Origin of the sequence: Shewanella sp. M-Br (assembly GCF_036245925.1) — a bacterium.
Lineage (GTDB): Bacteria > Pseudomonadota > Gammaproteobacteria > Enterobacterales > Shewanellaceae > Shewanella > Shewanella oncorhynchi.
In genome coordinates this window covers 1-17,114 of record NZ_BJBV01000028.1, presented here as the reverse complement: position 1 = coordinate 17,114, position 17,114 = coordinate 1, and the positions used below count along the sequence as shown (strand labels likewise).

General features: G+C 47.4%; 18 protein-coding genes. 10 read left to right on the top strand and 8 right to left on the bottom strand.

The genetic code is table 11. From position 1 onward, the window contains the following. Window positions 1-31: 31 nt before the first annotated feature. A complete protein-coding gene (locus tag AAA952_RS19720) occupies window positions 32-718 on the top strand; it encodes a response regulator (RefSeq protein ID WP_105251061.1) in 687 nt (228 codons plus the stop codon). Further along, entirely contained in the window at window positions 706-2,082 is a 1,377-nt protein-coding gene (locus AAA952_RS19715; RefSeq protein ID WP_445190390.1) for an ATP-binding protein, read from the top strand. Before AAA952_RS19720 ends, AAA952_RS19715 begins: the two co-directional genes overlap by 13 nt. Window positions 2,083-2,179: 97 nt before the next feature. On the opposite strand, the gene acuI is transcribed toward AAA952_RS19715, so the two are convergent. From acuI to AAA952_RS19695, 4 genes are all read right to left on the bottom strand, one after another. Further along, window positions 2,180-3,160, bottom strand: a complete 981-nt coding sequence (acuI, locus tag AAA952_RS19710; RefSeq protein ID WP_338259012.1) for an acrylyl-CoA reductase (NADPH) — start codon at window positions 3,158-3,160, stop codon at window positions 2,180-2,182. Between the two features lie 173 nt (window positions 3,161-3,333). After that, window positions 3,334-3,852: an ankyrin repeat domain-containing protein gene (locus AAA952_RS19705; protein ID WP_105251059.1), complete on the bottom strand. Its 519-nt coding sequence runs from the start codon at window positions 3,850-3,852 to the stop codon at window positions 3,334-3,336. A gap of 177 nt (window positions 3,853-4,029) precedes the next feature. Then, complete coding sequence (locus AAA952_RS19700; protein WP_338259009.1) at window positions 4,030-5,550, bottom strand: catalase; 1,521 nt, start codon at window positions 5,548-5,550, stop codon at window positions 4,030-4,032. 282 nt (window positions 5,551-5,832) lie between these two features. Then, entirely contained in the window at window positions 5,833-7,734 is a 1,902-nt protein-coding gene (locus AAA952_RS19695; protein WP_338259007.1) for a sigma-54-dependent Fis family transcriptional regulator, read from the bottom strand. Window positions 7,735-7,994: 260 nt separating this feature from the next. Here AAA952_RS19695 and exaC point away from each other — a divergent pair, with 260 nt between their 5' ends. Next, entirely contained in the window at window positions 7,995-9,515 is a 1,521-nt protein-coding gene (gene exaC / locus AAA952_RS19690) for an acetaldehyde dehydrogenase ExaC (RefSeq protein ID WP_338259006.1), read from the top strand. Window positions 9,516-9,680: 165 nt separating this feature from the next. On the opposite strand, the gene AAA952_RS19685 is transcribed toward exaC, so the two are convergent. Continuing rightward, entirely contained in the window at window positions 9,681-10,184 is a 504-nt protein-coding gene (locus AAA952_RS19685; RefSeq protein WP_338259004.1) for a hypothetical protein, read from the bottom strand. An 84-nt stretch (window positions 10,185-10,268) separates the two neighbouring features. Next, window positions 10,269-10,733 (bottom strand): ribosomal maturation YjgA family protein, encoded by a 465-nt coding sequence (locus AAA952_RS19680; RefSeq protein WP_198572478.1) that lies wholly within the window; start codon window positions 10,731-10,733, stop codon window positions 10,269-10,271. Between the two features lie 220 nt (window positions 10,734-10,953). On the opposite strand from AAA952_RS19680, the gene AAA952_RS19675 reads away from it, so the two are divergent. From AAA952_RS19675 to AAA952_RS19645, 7 genes are all read left to right on the top strand, one after another. Beyond that, complete coding sequence (locus AAA952_RS19675; protein ID WP_338259002.1) at window positions 10,954-11,541, top strand: cytochrome b/b6 domain-containing protein; 588 nt, start codon at window positions 10,954-10,956, stop codon at window positions 11,539-11,541. A 53-nt stretch (window positions 11,542-11,594) separates the two neighbouring features. Further along, a complete protein-coding gene (locus tag AAA952_RS19670; protein WP_338259000.1) occupies window positions 11,595-12,041 on the top strand; it encodes a DUF1924 domain-containing protein in 447 nt (148 codons plus the stop codon). A 116-nt stretch (window positions 12,042-12,157) separates the two neighbouring features. Next, complete coding sequence (locus tag AAA952_RS19665) at window positions 12,158-12,721, top strand: diheme cytochrome c (RefSeq protein ID WP_263186283.1); 564 nt, start codon at window positions 12,158-12,160, stop codon at window positions 12,719-12,721. Then, window positions 12,714-12,980, top strand: coding sequence for a PepSY domain-containing protein (locus tag AAA952_RS19660; protein ID WP_338258997.1), 267 nt, complete (start codon window positions 12,714-12,716; stop codon window positions 12,978-12,980). Before AAA952_RS19665 ends, AAA952_RS19660 begins: the two co-directional genes overlap by 8 nt. Beyond that, a complete protein-coding gene (locus tag AAA952_RS19655) occupies window positions 12,980-13,639 on the top strand; it encodes a response regulator transcription factor (RefSeq protein ID WP_338258995.1) in 660 nt (219 codons plus the stop codon). Before AAA952_RS19660 ends, AAA952_RS19655 begins: the two co-directional genes overlap by 1 nt. 4 nt (window positions 13,640-13,643) lie before the next feature. After that, on the top strand, window positions 13,644-14,960 hold the full coding sequence (locus AAA952_RS19650; RefSeq protein ID WP_338258993.1) for a sensor histidine kinase: 1,317 nt from the start codon (window positions 13,644-13,646) through the stop codon (window positions 14,958-14,960). A 132-nt stretch (window positions 14,961-15,092) separates the two neighbouring features. Then, complete coding sequence (locus AAA952_RS19645; RefSeq protein WP_338258992.1) at window positions 15,093-15,569, top strand: GNAT family N-acetyltransferase; 477 nt, start codon at window positions 15,093-15,095, stop codon at window positions 15,567-15,569. A gap of 97 nt (window positions 15,570-15,666) precedes the next feature. On the opposite strand, the gene AAA952_RS19640 is transcribed toward AAA952_RS19645, so the two are convergent. Further along, window positions 15,667-15,876, bottom strand: coding sequence for a hypothetical protein (locus AAA952_RS19640; protein ID WP_105251048.1), 210 nt, complete (start codon window positions 15,874-15,876; stop codon window positions 15,667-15,669). 409 nt (window positions 15,877-16,285) lie between these two features. Next, the gene (locus tag AAA952_RS19635) at window positions 16,286-16,798 is read right to left on the bottom strand and encodes a DUF1993 domain-containing protein (protein WP_063885021.1); all 513 of its coding nucleotides are present in this window, start codon (window positions 16,796-16,798) and stop codon (window positions 16,286-16,288) included. Window positions 16,799-17,114 lie beyond the last annotated feature (316 nt).

Genomic DNA, 17,114 nt, shown 5'->3' with positions numbered 1-17,114 from the left:
TGAGGCCACATTACTGAGATTAAGGAACAGTATGAGTCGGATATTATTAATCGATGACGATCTGGGGTTATCTGAGCTACTAGGGCAACTGCTCGAGTTAGAAGGGTTTCAATTAACCTTGGCCTACGATGGTAAACAAGGTTTAGATCTGGCACTGACCGCAGATTACGATCTGATCCTACTCGATGTCATGCTACCTAAATTAAACGGTTTTGAAGTGCTACGCGCACTGCGCCAACATAAACAAACCCCAGTATTAATGTTGACCGCCCGTGGCGATGAAATCGATCGCGTGGTTGGGCTTGAGATAGGCGCCGACGATTACCTGCCAAAACCATTTAATGACAGAGAATTAATTGCCCGTATCCGCGCCATTATTCGTCGTTCGAACTTAACAACCCAAGAAATCCATGCCGCGCCCGCCCAAGAGTTTGGCGATCTGCGCTTAGATCCATCGCGCCAAGAAGCTTACTGTAATGAGCAATTAATCATACTCACAGGCACCGAATTCACTCTGCTGCACACCCTAGCACTGCACGCTGGAGAGTTGATGAACAAGGAAGAGTTAAACGAGAAAGTGCTCGGTAAAAAACTCATGCCCTTCGATCGCAGCTTAGACATGCATTTATCGAATCTACGTAAAAAACTCCCCGAGCGTAGCGATGGTCGGCCAAGGGTGAAAACCATCCGTGGCAAAGGTTATATTTGGCTTCCATAACGGCGGTATCGACTGTGCCTAATCGTTTATTTATCAAATTATTGCTCGGATTTTGGCTTTGCAGCTCGCTAATCATTGCCTTAGTGGGTCTGCTACCATTGCTGCAACAAAATCACGACCGTGCGCCACTGCCACCTCACCTTGAAAAAGTCCTATCGACGATAGCTAAGCGCATTCAAGAAAACCCCGCCTTACTGGAATCCGATTTTCTTCGGCGCTGGGAAAGACACAGAGACATGGAAGGCAAACCTCTGCGGGTCTATCTTGTCAACAGCCAAGGCCAAGTGATCAACACCCACAGGGTGAGTCGCGGTGTGCGCAGCTTTATGCTGATGGCAGATGAAGAAAAACAACCGATTAGCCATCAGTTTAAAGATGAGTTGGTGTTTGGTCCCTATCAATTTAATCTGGGCGCTGAAACCTATTCACTTTATGGTCGCCTACCAGATAACCATCCACGGCCTTGGTTTTTCTTCTTCGCCGAAAATAAGTTATTAACCTTAAGCCTAGCGATTTTCCTTTCGGGATTATTATGTGGCTTGCTCGCGTGGCATTTAGGTAAAGCATTAAATTCACTAAAAAAAAGTGCGAATGCCCTCGCCGAAGGTGACTTAAGTCACCGTGTCGATAAGTCCACCACTCAGCGCAACGATGAAATTGGTCAGCTCGCCACGGCTTTTAACAGCATGGCCGACTCCATCGAAGCTATGGTGAATAATCAGCAGCGGCTCATGGGGGATATTTCCCATGAACTACGCACCCCATTGACGCGGCTACAGTTATCCCTAGCCCTCGCCCGTAAAAAAGGTCAGCAGACCACCGAAACGGAACGCATAGGTTATGAAGCTGAGCAACTCGAAAAGCTTATCAGTGAATTGTTAGAGCTCTCGCGGGTCAAGCTCAGCACTAACGAAACTAAGGTACATTTAGGCTTGGCAGAATCCCTGAGCCAAGTTTTAGACGATGCGGAATTTGAAGCAGAACAGCAAGGTAAAAGCATTACTATCGATATCGATGAAGAAATTGAGTTAGCGCATTTTCCTAAATCACTTTCCCGCGCGATTGAAAACCTGCTGCGTAACGCGATCCGTTATGCCGCAAGCGACATTCACCTGCAGGCGAGTGCGACAGCTGATCAAGTACAAATTACCATAAAAGACGATGGACCTGGCATAGATGCCGCCGAACTCGATGCCATTTTTAAACCTTTCTACCGTCCCGACTCGGCACGACAAAGAGAAAGTGGTGGCTGGGGACTTGGGCTGGCAATCACTGAAGCGGCGATTACCGCCCACAAAGGTAAGATTAAAGCCGAGAACCTTATACCAACAGGCCTTAAAGTGACGATTACACTGCCGAAATAGCCGATATGAAGAACAAGTACAGGAGGCAGAACTAATGGTTTAGTCGTAATTGGCAACACCTCAGTGTTGCCATCGTGTTAAAACGTAGGAAACGGGATTACAGCTTAACTAATACACGTCCGGTGACTTGACCTTGGATAATTTTATTCGCGAAATCAGGCACCTCTGCCAGTGATATCTGCTGACAAGCTTGCTGATAAAAATGTTCGGGTAGTGCTTTAATCACAGCTTCCCACGCCGCTTTTCGCTTCTTAAATGGACAAGAAACGGAGTCGATTCCCAGTAGGCTAACACCCCGTAAAATAAACGGCATAACGGTTGTTGGTAATGCAAAACCACCCGCTAAACCACAGATAGCGGCGGCGCCACCGTATTGCATTTGCGCTAATGCTTTGGCGAGGATCTTGTTGCCAACGGTATCGACCACACCCGCCCAGCGCTGCGCCTCAAGCGGCTTAGCATCCTGTTCAAGTTCACTGCGATCAATCACTTCTGAGGCGCCAAGCTCCTTCAATAAAGGCGCATTCTGTTCAACTCGACCACTGCAGGCGACCACACGATAGCCAGCATTGGCGAGCAAAGTCACCGCCACAGAACCCACACCACCACTGGCACCTGTGACAAGAATATCCCCACTTTGCGGTGTTATCCCAGCCTGTTGCAGCGCTTGCACGCACAACATCGCCGTAAGCCCAGCAGTGCCTATCATCATGGATTTAGCGGCATCACAACCTTGCGGCATGGGCACCAGCCAGTCGGCTTTAACTCGCGCTTTTTGCGCCATACCACCCCAGTGGTTTTCGCCCACGCCCCAGCCCGTCAAAATCACCTGATCGCCAACTTGGTATCTCGCATCAGTCGATTCGCGCACCACGCCCGCAAAATCGATGCCTGGTACCATAGGAAACTGGCGAATGATTTTGCCAGCACCCGTCACAGCTAAACCATCTTTATAATTCAGCGAGGAATAGGCGACATCAACCAAGACTTCCCCTTCTGGCAAATCAGCTTCTGTGATTTGTGAAACTTGAGCAAACGTACGTTTATCTTCTTGCGTCAGTAGTAAGGCATCAAACATAAATCGCTCTCCGAAGGCCAAACCGTATTAAACGATATTCAAAAAGTTACCATAAAAGGCATAGACATCATTAACAAGCAGACTTATTGCTAATAGTAAATGCTGAGATCTAAACAGATTAAAGATAATGACCCAGAGTGATCGAGCGCAAGAGATGGCAAGATCTAGCGTCTTTATTGCTTTAAACTCGCCTGCTGTAAAGCGCCGCTTTGACCCCAGTAGCGGGCAAACTCAGTCAAGGTCATTCCGGCATTATTCGTTAGGTTCGCATCGCATTCTTTCGCGTATAGCCGCTTTACGATAGTGAATTCGGCCTTAATCACTGCGCCCATCATTGCCGTATTACCACGCTTATCTTGCAAACAAGCATTAGCACCATGCTCAAGCAATAAATCCGTTGCAGCCTCTTGGCCGTTATAGGCCGCCACCATTAGCGCGGTATAGGTTTGACTATTTCTCTGGTCAATAGGGAAGCCCGCATCGAGAAAATGCTCAAGCACTGTGATATCGCCGGTACGCGCTGCAGCAAAAAAGTAGTCCACCAGCAATTGTACTTGTGCGGTATCGGGCTCGTCCGTTTGACTGACAGTTGCGGGTGTAACCAATGGCGCTTGAAGCGAACCCGCCCCCATTGCCACCGACATACTCAGGGCCACAATAATCAATAATAAGATAGCAATAGTGTGTTTCATCAATGGCTCCCAGCACAGCTAAAATAGAGATTTAAACAATGAGACGTGACGAAATGCCCGCAAGACGCTCTCTTAAACTGGGCAGAAAAGAGCTTGTTTACGTCTTGCGGGACTTACTGGATTCGGACAGTTAACGCGCAAATCTCTGCGACCAAAACAGTCCTAAAAATAACGACATCAGATTGAACGCTGTTTAACCTCGGCCAGATCACCCTTTACGGCCTTGGTTAAACGCTCACCAAACTCTGGGTCTGCACGATAAAAGTGACTGAGCATCTGATGTTTCACATTGGTATCGTTCACTTTGCCTAAGTCACCGGCCAAGTTAGTGATCAGATCTGCTCTATCTTGCTTGCTCAAGCTGCGATAAAAGACGCCCGCTTGGCTAAAGTTATCCTGCTTGCTAATAGCCGTTTGTTGCACAGTCCCCGTCAGCACAGTTGTTACCGCACGATAACGATTATCTTCGGCCAAGGCTAAATGTACGCTCGGTTGATAGTTCACATCGGACTGGGTATGCCCCATATTGCCCGCACCTTCTTGGTTGTGGTTTGCCACCGCCACTAAGGGTTTATTAATCGGCAATTGCGACAAATTCGCGCCGAGTCGATACAGCTGAGTATCGGCGTAGGAGAACATGCGGCCTTGCAGTAATCTGTCTTCCGAAGGCTCAATCCCAGGGATCAAATTCGATGGCGCAAATGCCGCTTGCTCAGTCTCTTGGAAGAAGTTTGCAGGCATGCGGTTCAGCGTCATAGTGCCCACTTTTTGTTCTGGCACATCTAGCCACACCTTAGTGGCGTCTAACGGGTTGTAATCAAACTTATTAAGCTCAGTCGGGTCGAGTAATTGAACGTACAGATCCCACTTAGGATAGTTACCCTTGTTGATCTCACTATAAAGATCATCAGTTAAATGGTTAAAGTTTTGCCCTTGGACTTTAACCACTTCATCGGGTCGTAAGCCTTTAACACCTTGCAGACTCTTCCAGTTAAATTTCACGTATTTAACTTGGTTATCTCGATTCACAAATTTGTACGCATGCACACCGAAACCGTCCATTTCACGATAACTGGCAGGTACACCTAAGTTACTGTAAACCTGAGTCAACATATGGGTTGAACCCGCTTCGTGACTGAAAAAATCGAAGAAACGATTCGGATCTTGCATATTGGTCACTGGCGATGGTTTGAGTGAATGCACCATGTCAGGAAACTTGATCGCATCGCGAATGAAGAATACGGGTAAGTTATTACCCACTAAGTCCCAGTTACCTTGGTCCGAATAAAATTTGGTCGCAAACCCTCGGGGATCACGCAGCGTTTCTGGCGAACCTTTCGAGTGAATCACGGTAGAAAAGCGCACAAATACGGGCGTCACTTTACCTTTTTGTGCAAAGGGTGCAGCTTGGGTTAGGTTACTAAAATCGCCACTCGATACAAACTCACCATGGACACCTGTGCCTCTGGCGTGGACGACACGCTCAGGAATACGTTCACGGGCAAAGCGTTGTAGCTTCTGGATAAGCTGCACATCTTGCAATAACACGCTGCCATTACTGCCCGCTGTGGTCGAGTTTTGGTTATCACCCACAGGTGCACCATTGTCACGTGTCAGGGTATTTGTTGGTAAAGTTTGAGCCTGTACATTCAATGTCAGACCCATAGAAATAATTAAAAGGCTTTTAGTAAGATGCATAACAGTTCCTCTTCTATGCATAACGCCAAGCTCTTTTCTGCCTGCCCGCAGTATAGTTCTGAATTTGTGATTAGAAGAAGCGATCTTTATCGATTATATCAATCAATAAAACCTATTAGACATAAATTGGCAACAACAAAAAGTCACATTGTCAGATACTGAAGCTAGAGATTGTAGACTAAAACCTCTCGGTTTTAGTCTATTGCGAAGTGGATAAACATGGGGTGGTTAGGAGATATTTGGCGATTAATTGAGCTTCGTAACAAGAGCCGTAAGCTAGCATTAATCCTTAAGCCCCATCTGTTTTAATCGACGGTACAAGGCATTACGGCTGATCCCTAAACGCTTAGCGCATTGGCTCACATTGCCATTACAGGCTTGGTATGCCTGCAGCACATTGCTATAAATCGCCTCATTTAGGGAATCCGATTGAACTTTTGTGACATTCGGCTCTACAGCGAACTTACCACTTGGCAGGGGTGATGCAGAAGGTTGACCACTTACCTCCTTAAATTCATCACATAAAGATTCAGCTTGTAACAGGTCTCCTTTTAACGGCTCGCATGTGAGTTTGGCCGCCAGATAATCGGGTAAATGTTGCCAATTGAGGGTATTGTCTCCTTCTGCCATCAAGCAAGCGACTTGCATGAGGTTATCCAGCTCACGCAAATTCCCCGGCCAGTCGTATTGCATCATTTTCCCTAACAGTTCTGGGCAGATATCCTGCGCGGCGATACGATGTTTACGATGCAATTTATGGATAATACGCTCGATATCCAGCCGCTCCCGCAGCGCAGGCAAACGCACTTGTAGACCATTTAATCGATAGAATAAATCCTGTCGAAACAGCCCTTGAGTCACCTGTTGTTCTAAATCCATATGGGTCGCGGCAATGATTTGAATATCAACTTTAAAACTTTGATTACTGCCAACGGGTACCACTTCGCGCTCCTGCAGTACCCTCAGTAAACGACTCTGGGCCGCCAGCGGCATTTCACCGATCTCATCTAAAAATAAAAAGCCGCCGTGAGCTTGGCGAATTTTACCGATAAATCCAGTGCGGTTTGCCCCAGTAAAAGCGCCTGCCTGATAACCAAAAAGTTCAGATTCGACTAATTCGGCGGGCAATGCGGCGCAGTTCACTGCCACTAAAGGCTCGGTGCGACGCGCACTCTGGGCATGGAGCTTTTTAACAAACTGCTCTTTACCGACGCCCGTTTCTCCGAGCACTAGCAGCGGAATTTGCTTGGTGATAACCTTATTGGCATGTTGCCAAGCGCGTTCTAATAGAGGATCGCGAAACCGAACCCCCAATTGATTGAGCGATTTATTGCTAATCGCAACTCGACCCTTGGCGCTGGGAATATTTAAGGATTGAGTCTGTAAATGCAAAGCTAAATGTTGATTAAAGCCACCCGCACGGCTCCAATTATCGCCTAAGTACTGTTCGACGGCATCGCCCACCTTGGCATGATTAAGCAATTGTTTCGCCATGGGATTACAACCCACGATGCGACCATCACTATCGGCAATCACTATGCCCTGCCAACCCGAATTCAACAGATTTGGCTGCGCCGCTAAATCGATTCGATAATGACTATCGGGCAGATGGCACAAAAGCGCGATCTCGACCTGCTGCGCCAAACTGGACACTAACATCAGCGTCTGCTGGGTGTGCCTTTGCTGCTCGCTGGTGATATCAATCACCCCGAGCATCTCACCTTGGGGGGAAAATATCGGGCAAGCAGTGCAACTCATAAAACGGTTCTGGCGAATAAAATGTTGCTCACCCACCACAGATACTGCTTGTTTGGCGGTAAGTGCCGTCCCTATCGCATTGGTGCCCTTGTGCTGCTCAAGCCAATTCACCCCGATATCCAAAGCCACGTCCGCCAATTTTGTGGAGTAGCGGCTCACGCCCCAGTGCCTAAGCACATAACCCTCGGCATCGCTGAGCAAGAGTCGGCTATTAGAATGCGCCATCAACTGATTGAACAAAGGCAAGGCATGGGATTGCACTAATGCGATGAGCATTTGATATTGCTCATGTTTCTGCTTTAGTTCACTGGCATCGAGCCTAAGCTCTTGGGGTAACTGAAACTCAGACAAGCCAGCGCCAATGCTGCGCTGCCACGAATCGGCCAACCACGCCTGTGTCGATGGTAAATGCGGTTTAACTGTCATAGCCGTGCGCCCCCGAGCTGTGTTCCGTTTCGGCACACTTGAGTGTACCGATCGATGACAAAGTGACCACAGGACACACCTCACTCCCTGAGTGCCCATACTTTTTCAAATCTGCAAAATTAGCTTTTCATCATACTGTTAGCACAACAAGTGTACAACTCTTGCCAGTTTGGCACTCTCCTTGCGATGCACCTTAGGTATGCAAGTCTCAAGTGTTACGTTAGAGAACACTAAGCTAATCAACAAGAAGGAATGATTCTATGATTTATGCTCAACCCGGAACCGCAGGCGCAATCGTTAACTTCAAAGAAAAATACGCTAACTTTATCGGCGGAAAATGGGTCGCCCCAGTCAATGGCAAATACTTCGACAATCGCTCCCCCGTGAATGGCCAAAACTTTTGCCAAATCCCACGCTCCGATGCCCAAGATATTGAATTAGCATTAGATGCCGCCCACGCAGCCAAAGAAGCATGGGGTAAGACCTCAGTCACCGAGCGTTCAAACCTGTTACTGCGCATTGCCGATCGGGTCGAGCAAAACCTCGAATATTTAGCCGTCGCCGAAACCTGGGAAAACGGTAAAGCGGTGCGTGAAACCTTAAATGCCGACTTGCCCTTATTCGTCGATCACTTCCGCTACTTTGCGGGTTGCATCCGTGCACAGGAAGGCAGCGCCGCCGATATCGACGGCAACACAGTCAGCTATCACTTCCCAGAACCGCTGGGCGTGGTCGGGCAGATCATTCCTTGGAACTTCCCGCTCTTGATGGCGGCATGGAAAATCGCCCCTGCGCTGGCGGCGGGTAACTGTGTGGTACTCAAACCTGCGGAGCAAACACCAGTCTCGATTCTGGTCTTGCTCGAACTGATTGAAGACCTATTACCTGCGGGTATTCTTAACGTAGTCAACGGCTTTGGCGCGGAGGCGGGACAAGCATTGGCCACCAGCAAACGCATCGCTAAATTGGCATTTACGGGCTCCACCGAAATTGGCTATCACATTTTAAAATGCGCCGCCGAATCCTTAATTCCATCGACCGTTGAGCTTGGCGGCAAGTCGCCCAACGTGTTTTTTGCCGATGTGATGGACCATGAAGACGAATATTTAAATAAGGCCGTCGAAGGTATGTTGCTGGCCTTCTTTAACCAAGGCGAAGTCTGTACTTGCCCATCACGGGTGTTAGTCCAAGAGTCGATTTTCGATCGCTTTATCGAGAAAGTACTCGCCCGTGCGCAAACCATTAAGCAAGGCGATCCATTAGATACCGACACTCAAGTTGGCGCTCAAGCCTCTAAAGAACAGTTCGATAAAATCTTAAGTTACTTAGCCATAGGTAAGGCTGAAGGTGCGCAGGTGCTACTGGGCGGCACACTTTGCCAACTCGATGGCGGCCAAAGCGAAGGTTATTACATCAGCCCGACGATTATGAAAGGCCACAATAAGATGCGTATCTTCCAAGAGGAGATCTTCGGCCCCGTCATTTCAGTCACCACCTTTAAAGATGAAGCCGAAGCCTTAGCGATCGCCAACGATACTGAGTACGGCCTAGGCGCTGGTGTGTGGACACGGGACATGAACAGGGCTCAACGTATGGGACGCGGTATTCAAGCGGGCCGCGTTTGGATTAACTGTTACCACGCCTATCCTGCCCATGCCGCCTTTGGTGGATACAAAAAATCCGGTATTGGCCGCGAAACCCATAAGATGATGCTCAACCACTATCAAAATACTAAGAATCTCTTGGTGAGTTACGATGTGAATCCTTTAGGTTTCTTCTAAGGTTTTGGTGCTCAAACAAGCTGATGTGAGGAAGCTTTTATTAGGTTTTTAAACGTCTTTGTAAGCAAGCTTATAAAACTTTCCGCATGAGTAATAGATACAAGTGATAAACATGAAAGGGCGAATAGCCCTTTCTTTTTTAACTGAATTTAATTCAAACCTCACTCAGTTTATATTATCAATCCGCGCTAAACGCTGAGCTAATTCAGCAAGAGATGAGGCTGTTTGTGGATCGCTTTGGGGATCGACAACTTCAACCAGTTTAAGTTTTGGCTGAAAAGGTAACCAAGAACTGCCCGTTGTCATCACTAAATCCAGCACAAACTGACCGTAATAGTGCAACCTCAGTCGGTTATCCGTCATAGGCCAATGGGCATAAAGCAGAAAAGAATCGTACATTTGCGCCAAAGAGGTTGTCGCAATGAGCTTAAACCCTTCATCAAGCAGACTAAACTCGGTCGATTCTTCGAAGGGACAATCAAAAGAAGTGATGACCAAATACCCCGAGGTTTTATTGGGTAAAACGCAGCGATATTGACCTTCAATCACTAGCCCTGCAATAAAGGAGTGAGTAGGTTGGCTATTGAAATACAAAGGTATTTTCAGTGGATTAAGCTCAAAGCCATCAGTACGTGCTGTTAGCAGTGAAAATGCCGTTATCGGCTGCATCTCTTACCCCACTTATCTCGCCTACCTATTTCGCCTACCTATCCGCGAAAACACACGTCACGCGGCTCTTGCAAATTCAAATCACTAGGACTGACGGCTTTTCCAATAACAGCCCAGTAAGATCAAATAGCCGACAAAATACGCCACGAGATCGAGTGGATCAAAATGGCTACCTATCACTATTCGCGCCAAACGATTTCCGCCCAAGCCCAGCTTATCGACTAAGCCCCAATATTGGCCAAACTCGATAGCAAAGGCAAACAGCAATACCGAAAACGCCAACCAAGGAGTTTGAAAAAAACGCTTCATGCCCTCGCCTGTGTTTTGTGCTAGGGACTTTTCTGCTGGGCTGTCAACCGGAACGACAGCCCGCACCATACAAAACAGTAAGATCACCACCAATACATCACCCACAAAACCACGAATAAAACCCGCAGGTGCATATAAAGCGATTAAGACTTCAGTCAAAAATAATAAAACGGCATAAATACAAAAGGATTTACGACTCGGATTGCGGCTGATAAAAGCGCGAATAACGGCGGTAGACATAAATAAGTTAATCCCTAACTTCACTCGATTGAGGTGGAAGAATCTACCGTAATACCAATAGGTTAACAAGTGAGTTCTCGTTGACATTTAAGGCTCACCACCCGAGCAAGCGCGCCACTCAAACCCATCAATTCGACAAATGTTCGCGCCTCAAAATTTAAGCGAGGTTTAAGTTTGGGTTAAGTAGCCTACACCTAAACCCACTTAGGAGCGTCACACCATGTCATCAAACACACTGCAAACCATCAAAGTCTGGGACCTGTTGATCCGCATATTCCATTGGTCACTCGTCGGCTTTTTTACCTTAGCCTACCTCACTGAAGGCGAAGACGAATGGATGACCATCCACAGTTACGCAGGTTATAGCATCTTAATTTTACTGGTGTTTCGCCTGCTGTGGGGCGTGATGGGTACCCACAATGCGCGCTTTAGCAACTTTATCACTCGCCCTAAAGAAGTGCTGGTGTACATCAAAGGACTCGTCACGGGCAAAGCCAAAGACTACATAGGCCATAACCCCGCTGGGGCAATGATGATAGTGGCCTTGATTGCCAGCATAGCCATCACGGGATTCTCAGGCATGGCTCTGTACGCAACCGACGGACACGGCCCATTAGCTACGAGCTTTTTCGCCACTTGGCCCGAAGGCGCCATAAAAGAAGTCCATGAATTCTTTGCCAACTTCACCGTGTTCCTTGTGGTCATCCATGTTGGCGGCGTCATCGTCAGCAGCCTGTTACACAAAGAAAACTTAGTCAGAGCCATGGTCACGGGCAAGAAACAACGCCCTGTGGAACAAAAAGATTAATCCATTAGCCATTTTGCTTAGCAATAAGATATCCAGCCCAAAAGGAATGCCCTATGAACAGATTAACCAAACACACGAATAAAAGTCGCCTTGCTATCGTCGCGATTTCCACCTTGCTGCTGACTAGCCTTAGCGTTAGCGCCGCCAACAGTAAAGTGCAAAGCCTGCCTCTTAGCGCCGAGCGTATTGGCACTCAACTGCAACGCTATCAAGCCCAAGGCGCAGGACCCTTTAGCGCCGCCGCAGGACAAAAGCTTTGGCTACAGGACATGGACGGTCGCAGCTGCGCCAGTTGCCATACCGCCAAAGTCACCGACATGGGCATGCACCAAAATACCCGTAAACCCATTGACCCTATGGCGCCGTCGATTACCGCAGATCGGTTAACCGACTCAGCCAAAATCGAGAAATGGTTTACCCGTAACTGTAACTGGACCTTTAAACGCGACTGCACGCCGCAGGAAAAAGGCGATGCCTTACTCTGGTTAAGCCTGCAATAACCGCCAAATGTCGACCGTATCACTCATTCAATTAGCTCATTTAATTAGCTCATTTAATTAGATCAATTAATTTCAATACCTTCCACAGAAGGTAACGGCACAAAAAGGAAGATGTCATGACTCAACAAGCACACCCTATTAGCTGGCTCCTCGGCTCATCACTCACAGCCGCGGCATTAGCCATTGGCGTTATCGGCATCAGCCTAACCTTAACTGGCACAGGCTATGCGGACGATGGCCGCGAGCTCAGCCGCGCCATTCCACAGAATGCGGAATACACGGCGGAATGTGGTAGCTGCCACATGGCTTATCCCGCAAACTTACTCCCCGCCGACAAGTGGCGCGCCATTACCGCAAATCTTGATAATCACTTTGGTGACAACGCCAGTCTAGAACCTCAAGTCACTGCCAGAATTGAGGAATATCTGGTTCAACATGCAGCGCAAAATGGTAAGGTGATGAAAAACAGCACGCCGCTGCTCGTAGGTTCTGGGCCGCAGAAGATCACAGAACAGGCATTTTTTATTCGCAAACACGATGAGATCCCAAGACGTATGGTGCAAGATAACCCCAAAGTCGGCTCATTCAGTCAATGCAGCAATTGTCACAACCTCGCAGAGAAGGGCATATTCGATGAAGATACCGTTAATATTCCTGGCTTTGGCCGTTGGGATGATTAGCAGCCCCAGCTGCAATGCCCACGACGATGATCTTTCCAGCAAGGTGGTCGAGTGGGTTAAGGAGGGCAAAGTTTTGCCCTTCGACACCATAATGCAACGCTATGAATCACGGCTAAAGGGACGGTTACTCGATCTCGAAGTCGAGCAGAAACATGGTCGTATCATCTACGAGCTCGAAATCCTCCGCGAGGATGGCATAGTGTATGAAATCAAGATTGACGCCAAAACCGGCGAGTGGCTAAAGGAAAAGGTCGACTGATGCGTTTGCTATTGATTGAAGATGATACCGATCTGGTCGCGCGCCTCATTCCCGCCCTTAACAAGGCGGGTTATACCGTCGAGCACGCCGATAACGGTATTGATGGCGCCTTTTTAGGCGAAGAAGAAAACTTCGAAGCCGTGATCCTCGATCTCGGTTTACCCGGCAAACCCGGTTTACAAGTCCTCGGCCAATGGCGACAAAAAGGCTTAGCCATGCCAGTGCTGATCCTCACCGCACGTGATGCGTGGCACGAGCGGGTCGACGGCCTCAAGGCGGGTGCGGATGATTACCTCGGTAAGCCTTTTCACATTGAAGAACTACTCGCAAGGCTCGAAGTGTTGATCCGCCGCCACTTTGGCCGTGCCGACAATATGTTGCAGCATGCAGGCGTCTCCCTCGATGTCGACAAACAAGCCGTCACCAATGTTGATGGTGAAGTGATAGAACTGACTAAGATTGAATATCGTCTGCTGCATTACTTAATGGTCAATCCCAGCAAGATCGTCTCTAAGTCAGAGCTCAGTGAACGCATTTACGAAGAAGATCAAATCAAAGACAGCAATGTCATCGAAGTGTACGTCAACCGCCTGCGCCAACGCTTAGGCAAGGATTATATCGAAACCCGCCGCGGCCAAGGTTATCGACTCAAGGAGTAAAGGCGTGTATTCACTCAAGGGTTATCTGACGCGCAATCTGCTGATCACGCTCACCTTTGCCATGGTGCTGTTATTGTATTTTCTATACCAAGGCATCCAAATATTAACCCAAGACTTTGTCGCTTCGCGTCTACAACACGATGCCGACAGTCTGATCTCCGCCCTGAATCATAATCCCGATGGCACATGGGCGCTCACCACCGATCGCTTGCCCAATGTGTACCACAGGGTTAATTCTGGGCATTATTTTGCAATTCAAATCGGCGAGCAAACCCTGCGTTCACGATCCCTTTTCGACCATAACGTGAACATGCCAAAACTGACCGCTGGTGAGCAACACCAAGCCACTGAGTTTGTCAGCAAAGAACACTGGCTGATGTTCAGTCAGGCCGTTATCAAAGATGATCAATTAGTTACTCTGTGGGTGACAGAAGATATTAGCTCGCTTGAACAAACCCAAGTGCAGTTTTTAGCCTTTGCCAGCGCAGCCGTGTTGCTCACGATTGTTATTCTATTAATAGCACAGTATCAATTACTTAAACGCGGTTTTAAACCTTTAGAGCAGATGCCAGAAGCTATCCGGCAAATGCGCACCCAAGGGCAAGAAATCAATCCTGACCAAGTGCCAAGCGAGATAGTCCCACTGATCGAAGAGATAGATCGTTTAGTCAATCAATTGGGCCAGCGAGTACAACGCTCCCGTAATGCCTTGGGTAACTTAGCCCACGAAATGAAACGTCCGTTACAAGGGCTGCAGTCCTACCTAGAAAGCCTTCCACCTGAACAGCAAAGTGAGGGCGGCAAGGTGCTCGCAAACCTGCACCACATCATCGAGAGAGAGCTTAAGCGCACTAAGATTGTCGGCCTGTCCACTCCAGGGCGTTATACCGTGCTCGATGACGATCTTGCGCCGCTAATCAAAGTAATGCAGCGTATTTACCCAGACCGCATTATTCACAGCGATTACGCGAGCGGTTTAGTGATGCCGTTTGATCGGGATGACTTACTCGAACTCTTAGGCAACTTGCTGGATAATGCCTGCAAGCATGGCCGCAAGAACATTGAGATCCGTATTAGTCAGCAGAACGTGCCAACCACAGGCTATGGGATAGAAGTGAGTGATGATGGCGAAGGCGTCTCCGATGCCGCGCTGTCAGTTATCATTGAGCGCGGCATTCGACTAGATGAAAGCATCCAAGGCCATGGTTTAGGATTGTCTATCTGCAAAGATATCGTCGACAGTTATCAGGGCGAACTCAGTTTTAGCCACGCGAAACAGGGTGGACTCGAAGCCAGCATATTTCTGCCGATCCCAAGTTAAGCGGTATACTCAGCCAAACCGTGCTTAATTAATCCTGTCGCCAAATCATTCAGACCAGCGAACGGACTTAAGTATTCGCGCCATAATGTCGCACCATGAAGCCCTTTGCATAACACAAGCCCAGAGATTTATATGAAAGTTATCGACCTAAAATCTGCCCCGCAACACATTCCACAATTGGCGGAGTGGCATCATCAAGCATGGGCACATTTGAGTTCTGCGGATGCTTCAGTCACTACGTTGATTGAGGAAATGAACGAGTATTTAACTGACGCCGCCATCCCCAAGATGTTTATCTGCGAACAGGCAAATCAAGTGATGGGATCATCTTCATTAATCATCGCAGATATGGACAGCCGAACTGACTTAAGCCCGTGGCTCGCCAATGTGTATGTGAATGCAGACCATCGAAATAAAGGATTAGGTAAGTTGCTAGTCAATGCCGTCGTTGAGCATGCTAGAGCGATTGGTTTACAGAAAATCTATTTGTTTACTGCAGATAAAGCCGATTTTTATCGAACGCTGGGTTGGTCAATGATTTCACTGGAAGATTATAAAGGCGAGATGGTCACGATTATGGAGTATAAATTGAGTCAGCAAAGTTGCTAAGTTAAGAGAGCAAGCTCCACGACGGACGTCGTGAAGCTGTACATGCGGGCTAAATATCTAAATGTGATATCCAATACTTAGCGACAAGCCGATGGCTTTAGTCAATTTCAATATCCACACCGAAACGATTGGATAGTTGGCGTTGCTCGTGCAGAATTTCAATTCGGCGGCGAGTGTCTTGGGTCAACTTGTCTTTGAGACGCAAACCACTGGTAATGGCGGCTTTTTTGGCTTTCTTGCTCTTCATCGGTAAATCAGTTGTCGTTGCATCCGTAGGACTCTCGACGGCTTGAGATTCGATAGACATAGCTAACTCCTTTAATTAGAACCTTAAATAGGCTCTTCCAGTAAATCCCTGCTCTAGACGAAAAAACAGGTCATCTATAATGAGTCAATTCGCCATTCACTATTTAAGTAACAGATAATTTGGCGACTCATAAACTTACGGTCCATATCATTCATCTAAGCCAACAAGATTAAATACATGCTGATAGGATGAAGATGATCGAGACATAAGGTCGAAATGAAAAACTGAGTATTGATTGACTTCATCGACGCAACAGAACCCTAACGAGTCCTAAATTTCACGGCGACAAAGCGGCATAACATAGGTAGAGAAAGAACAGGTAGTAATGCAGAAAGGTTGGTAAGCTCGAGCGGCAAAGCGCTGCTGCGCAACAATTAGGCTACGCAACAGTACTACATCTAGCCTAGATTTACGACTTATATGGCATAGCGCCGAGGTAATCTTTCTTGCCAATTTCAACACCGTTGTGGCGCAAAATCGCGTAGGCTGTTGTTACATGGAAGTAAATGTTCGGAATAGCATGCTCAATGGCAAACTCATAACCTGTAAGATATTTTCCTTCCCATCGTGGTTGTGAGACATGGATCGTGGCCGCATTAGCAAAATCATCCGCTTTAAACGTTGCTAAATAATCCAAAACTGAGCTAATACGCGCTTGCAACTCAGCCAGCGTCGTCTCACTATCATCATGCTTTGGCACTGTATCTAAGTTATCAGTCAAACGTGCTACGCCAATTTTGGCAGTATCACAGGCAATTTGAACTTGGCGAATAAGATTGAATTGATCCGGCGCTAAACGTGAGTTTAATAGCACCGCCATATCAACTTTCTTGAGGTTTGCGAAGCATTCGCCTTTTTCAAGAATAACGCTTAAATTTTTCAGCATCTTGCTAAATTGTACAACCGTTAAATCATAAAGCATGGCATAGACCTCATTGATGGACGCTACAAAACTGCAGCACTTAAGACGATCTTGGGGCAAATTACTCAATTTCAATCATTCTTGGAATTTAAGTATCTGCTTAATAATAAATACTTCAATATAAACGATATTAAGTCAATTAGGACGAGAAAAAGATAGACGTTACCAGTAGGGATAGGGCGTCAGCTACAAGCCAAGAGATTAAAATTATCTCGGACTGATCCGAATAACAATAACGTACACTCGTAGGAATTGGGATGGCCGGCTATGACGATAACCATTTGAGCGATAGCATCACTGGGACGGATTATCCACA